General features: G+C 72.0%; 12 protein-coding genes and 1 pseudogene. 7 read left to right on the top strand and 6 right to left on the bottom strand.

All coding sequences use genetic code 11. The annotated features are described in order from the left end of the window. Positions 1 to 12: 12 nt before the first annotated feature. Positions 13 to 579, bottom strand: a complete 567-nt coding sequence (locus tag ACFWEP_RS23950; RefSeq protein WP_387372716.1) for an NADPH-dependent FMN reductase — start codon at positions 577 to 579, stop codon at positions 13 to 15. A 127-nt stretch (positions 580 to 706) separates the two neighbouring features. Between ACFWEP_RS23950 and ACFWEP_RS23945 the strand changes: the two genes are divergently transcribed. Continuing rightward, the gene (locus ACFWEP_RS23945; protein ID WP_387372714.1) at positions 707 to 1,348 is read left to right on the top strand and encodes a TetR/AcrR family transcriptional regulator; all 642 of its coding nucleotides are present in this window, start codon (positions 707 to 709) and stop codon (positions 1,346 to 1,348) included. 57 nt (positions 1,349 to 1,405) lie between these two features. On the opposite strand, the gene ACFWEP_RS23940 is transcribed toward ACFWEP_RS23945, so the two are convergent. From ACFWEP_RS23940 to ACFWEP_RS23930, 3 genes are all read right to left on the bottom strand, one after another. Beyond that, positions 1,406 to 1,837 (bottom strand): ATP-binding protein, encoded by a 432-nt coding sequence (locus ACFWEP_RS23940; RefSeq protein ID WP_387372712.1) that lies wholly within the window; start codon positions 1,835 to 1,837, stop codon positions 1,406 to 1,408. Between the two features lie 64 nt (positions 1,838 to 1,901). Next, positions 1,902 to 2,264, bottom strand: coding sequence for an STAS domain-containing protein (locus ACFWEP_RS23935; RefSeq protein ID WP_387372710.1), 363 nt, complete (start codon positions 2,262 to 2,264; stop codon positions 1,902 to 1,904). A gap of 108 nt (positions 2,265 to 2,372) precedes the next feature. Further along, positions 2,373 to 2,699: a hypothetical protein gene (locus tag ACFWEP_RS23930; protein WP_387372708.1), complete on the bottom strand. Its 327-nt coding sequence runs from the start codon at positions 2,697 to 2,699 to the stop codon at positions 2,373 to 2,375. Between the two features lie 270 nt (positions 2,700 to 2,969). On the opposite strand from ACFWEP_RS23930, the gene ACFWEP_RS23925 reads away from it, so the two are divergent. From ACFWEP_RS23925 to ACFWEP_RS23910, 4 genes are read left to right on the top strand one after another with little or no spacing between them, the layout of a single operon-like run. Beyond that, positions 2,970 to 4,610, top strand: a complete 1,641-nt coding sequence (locus ACFWEP_RS23925) for a PP2C family protein-serine/threonine phosphatase (protein WP_387372706.1) — start codon at positions 2,970 to 2,972, stop codon at positions 4,608 to 4,610. Next, positions 4,607 to 5,710, top strand: coding sequence for a B12-binding domain-containing protein (locus ACFWEP_RS23920; protein WP_387372704.1), 1,104 nt, complete (start codon positions 4,607 to 4,609; stop codon positions 5,708 to 5,710). The genes ACFWEP_RS23925 and ACFWEP_RS23920 overlap by 4 nt, the downstream gene beginning before the upstream one ends. Then, positions 5,707 to 6,171 (top strand): STAS domain-containing protein, encoded by a 465-nt coding sequence (locus tag ACFWEP_RS23915; RefSeq protein ID WP_387372702.1) that lies wholly within the window; start codon positions 5,707 to 5,709, stop codon positions 6,169 to 6,171. Before ACFWEP_RS23920 ends, ACFWEP_RS23915 begins: the two co-directional genes overlap by 4 nt. Before the next feature lie 55 nt (positions 6,172 to 6,226). Next, positions 6,227 to 6,736, top strand: coding sequence for a MarR family winged helix-turn-helix transcriptional regulator (locus ACFWEP_RS23910; protein ID WP_387372701.1), 510 nt, complete (start codon positions 6,227 to 6,229; stop codon positions 6,734 to 6,736). 43 nt (positions 6,737 to 6,779) lie between these two features. On the opposite strand, the gene ACFWEP_RS23905 is transcribed toward ACFWEP_RS23910, so the two are convergent. Then, positions 6,780 to 7,139 carry an STAS domain-containing protein gene (locus ACFWEP_RS23905; protein ID WP_387372699.1) on the bottom strand — a complete coding sequence of 120 codons (360 nt, stop codon included), beginning with the start codon at positions 7,137 to 7,139 and terminating at the stop codon, positions 6,780 to 6,782. 122 nt (positions 7,140 to 7,261) lie between these two features. Further along, positions 7,262 to 8,275 (bottom strand): zinc-binding dehydrogenase, encoded by a 1,014-nt coding sequence (locus ACFWEP_RS23900; protein WP_387372697.1) that lies wholly within the window; start codon positions 8,273 to 8,275, stop codon positions 7,262 to 7,264. 121 nt (positions 8,276 to 8,396) lie between these two features. On the opposite strand from ACFWEP_RS23900, the gene ACFWEP_RS23895 reads away from it, so the two are divergent. Next, complete coding sequence (locus ACFWEP_RS23895; RefSeq protein WP_387372695.1) at positions 8,397 to 8,978, top strand: TetR/AcrR family transcriptional regulator; 582 nt, start codon at positions 8,397 to 8,399, stop codon at positions 8,976 to 8,978. A 577-nt stretch (positions 8,979 to 9,555) separates the two neighbouring features. Then, positions 9,556 to 11,384, top strand: a pseudogene (locus tag ACFWEP_RS23890) (hypothetical protein); the annotation flags it as partial.

Genomic DNA, 11,384 nt, shown 5'->3' with positions numbered 1-11,384 from the left:
GTATCAGTGTGCTCAGACGGCCTGCGGTACGGCGGTGGCCGCCTTCGCCAGCTCGGCGAGAACGGCGGTCAGCTGCTGCGCGACCTCTTCGTCGTCGGCCGGGTGCGTCTCGGCGAAGCGGACGACGGAGCCGGGCACGGAGAGCTTGACCTCTTCCAGCACGGAACCACCGGCGATGCCGACGGCCTTGCGGGCGTCGTCCTGGGCCCACACGCCACCGAACTGGCCGTAGGCGGTGCCGACCACGGCGACCGGCTTGCCGGTGAAGGCGCCGCCACCGTAGGGACGGGAGTACCAGTCGATCGCGTTCTTGAGGACGGCAGGGATGGTGCCGTTGTACTCGGGGGAGAAGAGGAGGAACGCGTCGGCGCCGTTGGCGGCCTCGCGCAGCTTCGCGGCGACGGCCGGAAGCTTGCCCTCGACGTCGATGTCCTCGTTGTAGAAGGGCAGGTCCGCGATCTCGTCCTGGATCACGACCTCCACGCCCTCGGGAGCGAGCTTCACGGCGGCCTCGGCCAGCTGACGGTTGTGGGAACCGGAACGGAGGCTGCCGACGAGGGCGACGATGCGAGTGGACATGGGGTCTCCTGTGGGAAAAGTGCCGGGGACGGTGGCAGAGAATAAAACCGGACCGTGGTCCGGTAATGGGTATAGCACGCGAAGCGGACCGCGGTCCACTTCGCTCGGATGGAGTTAGGCTGGTGCGATGACCGCGCAGACCGGATCCGAAGAGGCACCCTCCGCCCGCCCTGTCACGCTGCTGCCCCTGGCCGGTCACGAACCTCAGGAGCGCGCCGACGCCGCCCGCAACCGAATCCGCCTGCTGGAAGCCGCATCCCGGCTGGTCCGCGAGGTGGGCGCCGACCACGTCACCATGGAAGCCGTCGCCGCCGCGGCGCAGGTGGGCAAGGGGACCGTCTTCCGCCGCTTCGGCGATCGCGTCGGCCTGATGAACGCACTCATCGACCACGCGGAGAAGGAGTTCCAGAGCGCGGTCATCTGCGGACCGCCGCCGCTGGGCCCCGGCGCGCCCCCACTGGAGCGGCTGGAGGCCTTCGGCGTCCACACGATCCGCCACATGATGAAGTACGTCGATCTGTACGTGGAGGCGGACAACTGTCCGACCCGCCGCTACAGCGCGCCCGCCCGGACGGTACGGGCCACCCACGTCACCGACCTGCTCCGGCGGGCGGGCGCGACGGGTGACGTGGAGCTGCTGACCCAGGTGCTGCTCGCCTATCTGGACCCCTCGTTCCTCAACCACCACCGCAACGGTCGATGTTTCTCGGCCGAGCGCGTCGAGGACGGCTGGAAGGACCTGGTGGCCCGGGTCACGCACCGCTGCTGACGCGCCGCGTACAGGGCCGGACCGGTCCGCGAGGGCGGACGGGCTCGCGGGACTGCCTCAGAACAGGGTGATGACCACGCTGATCTTCTTGCCGTGCGCCTGCCGGGTGATGGTGACCCGCTTGGAGAGGCGCCGCACCAGCGGCCATCCGTAGCCTCCGACCCGTACGGTGTCGGGAACCGGCGCCACGGTCCGCGGCTCCTTGGGACTGGCGTCCGCGACGTCCAGCAGCAGCCCCTCGCCGCTGAGCCGGGCACTGAACCCGGTGAGGCCGCCCCCGTGACGGATGGCGTTCGTGACGAGCTCCGAGGTCACCAGCATCGCGTCCGAGATGACCACGTCGTCCGGGTCCATGCCCCCCAGCGTGCAGAACTGCTCGTCCAGCAACTCACGCACGATGGCACGCGCGGCGGCAGCGTCGCCGGGCAGAGGCAGCTCCGTGCCGACGGGTCCCCTGTCGTCGCGGCCCACCGGATGTTCCCTGCTCACGTACTCCTCCGCCCCCTGGAGCACGGCGCCGCCGGGGCGACGGGCCGTGCGTGTCGTGCCGGCTTCAGCATGTGGCCGCCTCTTCCACGCTCATCGCCATGGCGAAGGCGTCCGCCGTGCCGGTGACGTCGAACAAGCGACGTACGGCGGTGCGGAAAGGGCCCGCGAGCACCAGTCTCACGCCGGCGCGCTCATGACGTGCGCGCGCGTCGAGCAGGGTGTGCAGCACCGCGGAGTCCGCGAATTCCGTCTCCGACAGATCCACCACAGTACGTTCTTTCCCCTCGCGCAACGCCGTCCCGAGGGCTTCGGCCAGCTCGGGCGCCCCGGAATTCTCGTCGGCGTCGCCCCTTAGCCGGACGAGCGTGAACCCTTCCGCCCGGACCAGGAACGCCGTTCCCCTGGTCGCTCTCTTCCGTCCGGTCATTTCACTGATGGTGCTTCACCCCGGAAACGTACGAATCGGTGCAGGCGGAATGCCGCGCGGGCCCGGGGCGGCCGTCCGTACCCCGAGCCCGGACATGTGCGCTCCGCTTCACGGCGTCAGGATTCCGGCGTAATAGGCGCCCAAGCGCCTCAAATAGGCCGGATCGTTGGTGTCCTGATCGCGAGCGAACCGCGGAGCGTCCTTCACCTGCTCCTTCGTGCAGAGCAGGGTGATCACTCGGCGTTCGGCATCCACCCGCGCGACCATACCCATGGGAATGGCGGCGCTGCGACCGAATTTCCAATGGCCGGTGTCGACGACGAGATGGTCGAATTCCGGAACGAGGGAACGGCGGTCCACCGTTCCGAGGGTGTCGTCGGAAGCCTCCACCGAGAACTCGGTCGGATCCGACTCGGCCAGCACATGCAGGGCCACGGGGCCGCTCCAGACATTTCTCACGCTCTCGCCTTTCCGTCCGCCCGCCGATTCGCGCGGGTCACACCGACCGCTTTCCCCGCGTGCCGAAACTCACACAGGAAGACCGGCGCGCGCGAGGAGGGGGCCCGTCGCACCGCCCCGCCGGAGCGCCGGAGGCGGTGACGGGTTGCCAGAAGACCCTCCGGTGGAGGAGTGTTGCCGGGGGGCAATGATTCTGTCGTCGAGTTGATGAGGTGAGGGGTTCGCGCAGCGGGCCTTCTTCGTTTGGTGACTTCCGCACACCGGGCGCCTGCCGCCCGTGCGAGCGCTTCGGCCGAGCCGGCCTGGAACACGGCTCCCTGCCCCGCCCTGGTGGTGGGACCGAGAGGAGCCGTCGAGCGGGCCAATGACGCCGCCGCCGCCCTCTTTCCCGAGGCCCGTCCCGGAACCCCGCTGACGGACGCCGTTCCGTCCTGGCTGGCGGACGCGCACTTCGTGCGGCGGGCCGGGGAGGATCCGGCCGCGGCCGCCGGTCCCGTCGGCGACCGGAGCTTCGAGGCGCACCCGGCCGGACAGGAGGACGGCGGGGTGGTGTGGTGGCTGGTGGACGACACCGACCGGCTGCGCGCCACCGAGGCGCTGCGCGGGGAACGCGAGCGCACCGCCTTCCTGACCGAGGCGTCCAACCGGTTGCTGTCCTCGCTCAATCTCGACAAATGCGCCGAAGTGACCGCCCAGCTGGCCGCCGCGCACCTGGCGGACGCCGCTCTGGTCGTGGCCCCGTCCACCGGCGGCACGCTGATCGCCCGGTGCTCCCGGGGCGGCGCCGCGACGCTCACCCGGGAGCGCGTCGACCCCGACGCGGTGCCCGGCCTCGCCGAGGCGCTCCAGGGATTCCCGCCCGTGCCGTCGCGATGGATGGACCCGGCCCTCGCCCCGGCCTGGGTGGTACCGCGGGACATGGGTCAAGTGGGCTCCATCGTGGTCACTCCGCTGCCCGGCCACGGTGTCCCGGCCGGGGCGCTCATCCTGCTCCGGCGGGGCGAACACCACGCGTTCAGCCGGAACGAGGAGACCTTCGCCCGGCTGTTCGCCGCCCGCGCGGGCGCGGCGATGTCCGCTGCGCGCATGTACGCCGAACAGGCCTCGATCACCGAGACCCTGATGCGGGAACTCCTGCCCCCGGTCCTCCACCAGGTGTCCGGAGTGGAGTACGCGGGCGGCTACCGCGCCTCGCGCGACACCGAACGGGTCGGCGGCGACTTCTACGACGTGCACCCCGCGGCGGTCGAGGGCGAACCCTCCCTCGCCGTGCTCGGAGACGTCTGCGGCAAGGGCCTGAACGCCGCCGTGCTGACCGGGAAGATCCGCAACACCCTGCACGCGCTGCTGCCGATGGCCGACGACCACCAGCGGATGATCGACCTCCTCAACGGCGCTCTCCTCAACTCCCACCACGCCCGGTTCGCCACCCTCGTACTCGCCTCCGCGGTGCGGGACTCCGCCTCGGTGCGGCTGCGGCTGACCAGCGCCGGGCACGCCGCCCCGTTGATCGTCCGCGCTGACGGCGAGGTCGAGGAGGCCGCCACCCGGGGCACCCTGGTGGGGGCGCTCCCGGAGGCCAGGGCCGAGACGGTGGAGACCGTCCTCGCGCCCGGGGAGAGCTGTGTGCTGTTCACCGACGGCATCACCGAGGCCAGGGGCGGCCCCCTCGGAGACGCCCTCTTCGGCGAGGACCGGCTGAGGGACGCGCTGTCCCGGTGCGGAGGGATGCCCGCCGAGGCCATCGTCGAGCACATCCAGATGCTCGCCTCGCAGTGGGTCGGCGCCGGACGCCACGACGACATGGCCGTCGTGGTCATCGCCGCACCCCGCACCCACCACCTCAGCGCGGTGGACGGCCACACCCGGGGGAGGTTCACCGCATGAGCACGCCCACCCGCAGGGCACCGGACCACCCGCTGACACGACTCCGGGACGGAGTGTGGGACGCCGTCCTGGAAGGCGACGAGCACACCGCGACCGGCCTCGTGCTGGACGCCCTCCACGACGGAGTGCACGCCGAGAGCGTGCTGCTGGACGTCGTCGTGCCCGTCCAGGGCCGGATAGGCGTGGAGTGGGCCGCCAACCGCATCACCGTCGCCCAGGAGCACGCTGCCACCGCGATCAACGACAGGGTCGTCGGCGCCGTCTCCCGGAGCGGCGCGGCCCGCGCCGTCCGCGCGTCCGGTGTGTCCGGCCGGGTCACCGTCGCCTGCGTCGACGGCGAGTGGCACGCCCTGCCGGCCCGCATCCTGGCTGAGGTGCTCACCCTGCGCGGCCTGCGGGTCGACTACCTGGGCGCCCAGGTCCCCACCGCGCACCTGATCGCCCATCTGCACCGGACGGGCGCCACCGCCGTGGCGCTGTCCGCCTCCCTCGCCACCCGGCTGCCCGCCGCCCACACCGCGATCACGGCCTGCCAGGCGACCGGCACCCCGGTCCTGGCCGGTGGAGCGGCGTTCGGTACGGACGGCCGGTACGCGCGCCTGCTCGGCGCGGACGCCTGGGCCCCGGACGCCCGATCCGCCGCCGCTCTCCTCACGGCGGGCTCCACCTTCCGCACCCCGCGCGCCCACCAGCCCATCGACGATCTGCCGCACCTCGGCGACCAGGAGTACACCCTGGTGGTGCGCAGCAAGGCGCAACTGGTGAAGGCGGTGCTCGTCGGGCTCGACGACCGCTTCCCCGGGGCACGCGACTACACCGAGTCCCAGCGCGACCGGACGGCCGAAGACGTGGCGCACATCGTCGACTTCCTCGCTGTCGCCCTCTACACCGACGACCCGGAACTCTTCACCGGGTTCCTCGACTGGACCGGGGACATCCTGACCGCCCGCGGAGTGCCGGCGCTCTCCCTCGTTCCGGCACTGGAAGTGCTGGGCGAGGAGCTCCGGGACTTCCCCCGCGCCACCCACCACCTCCGCCTCGCGGCCGCCCGGCCCGGTGCCCTCCTCCGTCCGCACGCCCCCTCCGGAAAGCACGCATGACGACGACACCCTCCGACGGTTTCCGGCTCCGCACGCGGTACGACAACCCGGGCGCGGTCCGGGTGGAGATGTGCGGAGACCTCGACCACACCAACGCCGACACACTGCTCGCCACCGTCGAGGAACTCCTGGCCGGGCACCCGGACGCCCGCGAACTCCGTCTCGACTGCGCGTCGTCGGGCAGCATCGACTCCTCCGGCCTCGCCGCCCTGATCATGATCCGCAGACGGACCGGCGAGGCCGGCGTCGCCCTGCACCTGGACGGTCGCGGAGCCGCGCTCGACCGGTTGCTGGAGGTCACCGGTACGCTGGAGTACCTCACCACGACCTCCACGCGTACGGAGCGGGCCCCGGGGCACACCGGGCGGACCACTTCGGAGACCGCGCACGAGGCCCCCTCGGTCATCGAGGGCGTACGGAACCGCTCGGCCCGTCCCACCGGCCCGGACGGCACAGCCTGACGCACGCGCTGCGTCCAGCCCGCCCCGGGGACACCGGGAACAGAGGGGAAGCGCCATGACGCCCGACGTCGAGGTCACACCTCCGGGTTCCCACGACGTGGCGTCCGCGGCGGGCGACATCGTGGAACTGCTCGACGTGCTCTGGGAACGGACCCGGGACCGTGACTGGGCCGCCCCCGCCTCCCTCGCGCAACTCCGCCTGATGTACGCCGTCGACCGCGAGAACGGCATCAGGATGCGGGCGCTCGGAGCCGTACTCAACGTCTCCGCGCCCTCGCTCAGCCGGCTGTGCGACCGGCTCCAGTCCGTGGGCTTCGTCGAACGGCGGCCCAGCCCCGACAGCGGACGCGAAGTGACGCTGAACCTGACCGCGGAGGGGCACGCGCACCTCGCCGAGGTGCGCAGGAAGCGCGGCGAGGTGCTGACCGGGGCGATCGACCGCATGCCCGCCGGCCAGCGCGCGGAACTGGCCCAGGGGCTCACCGGGCTGCGGGCCGCTCTGGGCGGCGTACCGGTGGTCCCGCCGGTGTTCGCCGGGCCCGCCGTCCGCGGCCCGGCGGGCTGAACCTCAAAAACCCACCGGTGGACGCACGGTGGGTGACGGGACGTCAGCCCGCTCGGTGCTCGGGGGCGTCCCCGGCTGTGCCCACGACGACGAAGTGATCCAGTGTCCCCGTGACGGTGAACAGCCGCCGCACCTGCGGGCGCAACGGACCGGCGATGATGAACGCCCGCCCTCGGAGCCGGTGTCCGCGCTCCGCCATCAGCAACTCGTTGAGCAGCCCGCTGTCCCCGAAGGTGACACCGGACAGGTCGACCACCGTGGCCGGCAGATCGGCCTCCGCCGCCTCCAGCCAGGCGGCGGCGAGGAGGTCGCGCTCCGCCTGGTCGACGGCGCCGGTGACGCCGATCACGAACACGTCCGGCTGTCTCGCCACCTGCACGGTGGCACCTTCGTCCCAGGTCATGGCCCCTATTTTCACAGGACCCGGAGGTCGCCCCGACAACACCCCCCGGATGTGCGGGCGGAGCGATTTCGCCCCTGCGACCGGCGGGCGCGCCGCCCGGGAGGGCCCGGTCCGAGGACCCGTCAGGGGCGCAGGACCAGACGGATGGGGTCGCCTTCCTTGCGCTCCAGACGGGCCACCGCCTCCGCCGCCTCGGCCAGCGGCAGGGTTCCGCTGATCGAACCGGAGAAGTCCAGCCGCCCGCCTTCGATCAGCCCGAGGAGCTGGGGGAGTGCAACCGGCATGTCGGAACCGTAGTGGCCGAGGATGCGCTGCTGGAGATAGCTGAAGCGGGTGCCCTGTGCGACCGTCAGCGGCTTGTCGGTGAGGCCGACGAGGACGAGTCGTCCCCCCTTGGCCAGGGCGGTCAGCGCCTGCTCGCGCACGGCCGGCACCCCGGCGAAGTCGAAGGCCGCCGCGAGTCCGGTTCCCCCGGTGACCGCGGCCACTCGCTCCGCCAGGTCCGGGGCGGCCGAATCGAGCACCAGGTCGGCACCGGCGGCGAGCGCCCGCTGCCGGGCGGTCGGGTTCGGGTCGACGACGACGATCGGATACGCGCCGACCGCGCGCAGCAGCTGTACCGCGTGGATTCCCAGTCCGCCCGCGCCCCACACGCCCACCGCCTCGGCGGGCCGGACCGCCGCGGTGGCGGTGATCGCGCCCCACGGGGTGGACACCGCATCCGGGATGATCGCGCCCTGGTCGAACGGAATGGCGTCGGGCAGCAGCGTCAGCGCGTCCTCGGAGGAGAGCGCGTACTCGGCCCAGCCGCCGTCGTAGTCGACACCCCGGGTGTACGTGACGCCGTTGCGTGTCTCGCCCGCGTACAGCACCACCCGCCGGCCGGGCGTCCAGGACGTGACCCCCTCGCCCACTCCGGCGATCGTGCCGGACACCTCGTGGCCGAGGGTGACGGTGTCGCCCTCCAGCAGCTGCGGGGTGAGGCTGCCGCCGATCAGGTGGACGTCGGAGAGGCACACCCCGGCCGCTTCGACCTTCACGAGCACCTGTCCCGGGCCGGGCTGTGGCTTGGGCACCTCCTCGACGCGCAGGGTGCGGCTCGGGACGTGCAGGCGTGCGGCGAGCATCTGCTCCATGACATGACCTCCAGATACGACTACTGCCTCGACGGCCGCCAGTGCAACGCAGGTCGTCTTGCATTAGACGGTACGGCGATCCGGAGGTTCAGTGCAAGTGGAGTTGCTTTAGGCTTGCCGCATGACCACTCCCCGCCCCGCCGCCCCGCCGCTGCGCCGACGCGGGGAGAACATGCGCAGAGCCGTACTGACCGCCGTCGTCGAGATCCTCTCGGCCGAGGGGCTCGCGGGCGCGACCGTCTCCGCCGTCGCCAGGTCCGCCGGAGTGCACGAGACGTCGATCTACCGGCGATGGAGGACCCGGGAGAACCTCATCGCCGAGGCGCTGGTCGCCGAACTCGACGCGGCCGTGCCCGTCCCGGACACCGGAGACGTGCGGGAGGACCTCACGACGTTCTTCGTCTCCCTCGTCCGGCTGCTGCGTACCGTCCAGGGCCAGGCACTGCTGCGGCTGAGCGTCGAACGCGACGACACCCTGCAGGACCGCCGGGGCCCGTACTGGAAGGACCGGCTGGAACGCGGGACCGTGATGGTCCGGCGCGGCATCGAGCGTGGCGAGCTCCTCGGCGACACCGATCCGGGCCTGCTGGTGGAAGCGGTCAGTGGCCCCCTCTTCGCCCGCGTTCTGGTGAGCGACGCGCCGCTGGACGAGGGGCTGGCCGAGCGGCTGGTCGCCCTGGTACTCGATGGCGCGCGGGCCTGAGGGGCCGAGGAGGACTGTTCCCGGCTCCGCGGCCCGGTGCTCGTGCGTGCGAGGCCCTCCGGTCGGCGAGCAGCTGTCGATGCCGTGGGGCGGAGAGAGGGCGCGACCTGCTTGACCTGCCGTCATGTGGACCGGAAAGGAAGCCGGTTGGCCGAGTGGGCGCCCTCCGCCGGCGGGGGTGCAACGATCGCGAAACGTTGCCGATCCCTTTGTCGTCCACTGGGTGCATCTTGGGTGATACGTGAAGATCATTTGACCTTCCCATGATCGGTCCGGTCGTGAGACTGTCTGCCGGGCGTGTTCGCAGGCGGGACTCCATCGTGTCCACTGCCGCACGCCCCACACAGAACGGCAGTTGCCCGTTCCTGGGGGGGGGAGAGGGAGTGCCGGAGCGATGCCGTTCCTCACTGGTGACGGCAGCGTGACCGGCTGATCTTGCCGTGCCCACGAGCGGGCTCTGCCTCCCTTTGGAAGTTGGGCAGAACTCATGTCATGGGCCCGGGACGTCGGCAGACGACGGCGTCACAGAAGACAGACTCTCAAGAGAGCCACGGGTGGGGCGGCCTTCGTCTCGGCCGTGGCCGTGCTCGCCGGACTCATCACCGCGGTACCGGCCTCCGCCGCCGGCGCGGAGCAGGAGGAGGACACCGGCCTCTACCGCAACACCATCGGCGACACCGTGCGGCAGGACCGCTGTCTCGCCGGAGTGGCGCTGCACGCCGGCGGGCCGCAGATGAAGGCCAAGGCGGTCGAGGGCCTTTCGGGCAGCGCCGCGCAACTGCGCTCCACCGTCGGTGACGTCGGCTGGATCGGCTTCTACCCGCTCGGTCTCGCCGGCGGCGAGGACCAGGAGGCCGGACTCGCCTACCGCGACGACCTGCGCGCCCGGTCGACCGCGCTGGAGGACGGCAACAAGCCGTTCGCCTCCAACGCCTTCTACAGCGACGAGATGGACTGGCACATACCGGAGTTCGACTCCGAGGTGCTCCAGTTCACCCTCTTCACCCAGGAACAGCTCTCCTGGCGGCTCGGCTGGGACGGCCACACCAACGCCAGTCCCGAAGCGGTCGCCCGCGCTCGCGAGATCATGGAGGAGAACCGCGGGCAGGACGTCGACAACGACTGGATCGCCGACTGGTCGTTCCGTGACGAGGACGTCTACGAGACGCGTTACTCGGGTGGCACCACCGCCAGTGACGTCGCGTCCTACCTGAAGCTGGGCGGCCTGCCGACGAAGGCCCCGGCCGAGGGCTCGGCGGAGTACCGGGTCGTGGTCGAGGACCTGAAGCAGGCGTGGGCGGGCTGCAACTGGCAGAACCCGCTCGACTTCGACCGCGTACTCAACGGCCCGGTCATGACCGCCATGACCGAATGGGAGCTGGAGTACGCCGGGCAGGCGGCCCAGCGCAACACGATCATCCAGGCGGAGACCGACGCGGCGAACGAGACCCGCGAAGCCACCGACGACATGATCCAGGCCATTCAGCAGGCCTGGCGCGCCGACCAGATCCTTACCTGGCAGAAGGTCGTGGCGGAAGAACTCGCCAACGACCCCGACTCCCTCTTCAAGCCCGAGCCCGAGCTGTACGAGCAGGCCGCGGCCGATCTCGCCGATGCCCGGGCGAAGGCCGACGCGCTGGCCACCTCGGCCAACAGCCACGCGGCTGCCGCGAAGACGGCGGCGACGAGCGCCACGACCGCACAGCAGGAGGCGTGGGCCCTCGCCGACACGGCCAACGTGCCGCGCGGCCGGGGTCTGATGTACGCCCAGCAGTCCGTGCAGGTCGCCCGCGCCTCGGCGGCGGCGGCCGAAGCGGCCGCCGAGGCCACCGGGACGGCACGTGACGCGACCGACGCCACGGTCGGCACCAGTCGCACTCTGGCGGCGAAGGCGCAGACCGAGACGCACGCGCTCAACACCGAGTTCCGCCGGATCGCCGCGCAGGAGGCGGCCGCTCAGGCCAAGGCCGCCGCCGACAGCGCGGAGACCAACGCCGAGGCCGCGGCCGACAGCGCGAAGGACGCCGGTACGGCCGAGGCCGCCGCGAAGGGGAAGCAGGAGACGGCCCGTCAGAAGGCCGCCGTCGCGCAGACCCAGCGTGCCTCCGCCGAGCTGGAGTACGCCAATGCCGTAGCCTCCCGCGCCGAGGCCGCCCGGCAGCGGACCACCGCCGCCGAGGCCGAGACCAGGGCCGCGACCCAGCAGGCCGCGGCCGGTACGGCCAAGGCGAGCGCCAAGACGGCCGCGACCGACGCCGCCACCACGCGCAAGACTGCCGACGCGAAGGCCGAGGCGGCGCAGGCCGCACGCGAGAAGGCTGCCGCGGCCCAGCAGAAGCAGCAGGCCACCGCGGCCCGCGCCGCCGCTCTGGAGGCCGCCGCCTCGGCTGCCGCGGGCACGGCAGC

Source organism: Streptomyces sp. NPDC060198 (assembly GCF_042728415.1).
Classification (GTDB): domain Bacteria; phylum Actinomycetota; class Actinomycetes; order Streptomycetales; family Streptomycetaceae; genus Streptomyces.
This window is presented reverse-complemented; position numbering and strand designations above follow the sequence as displayed.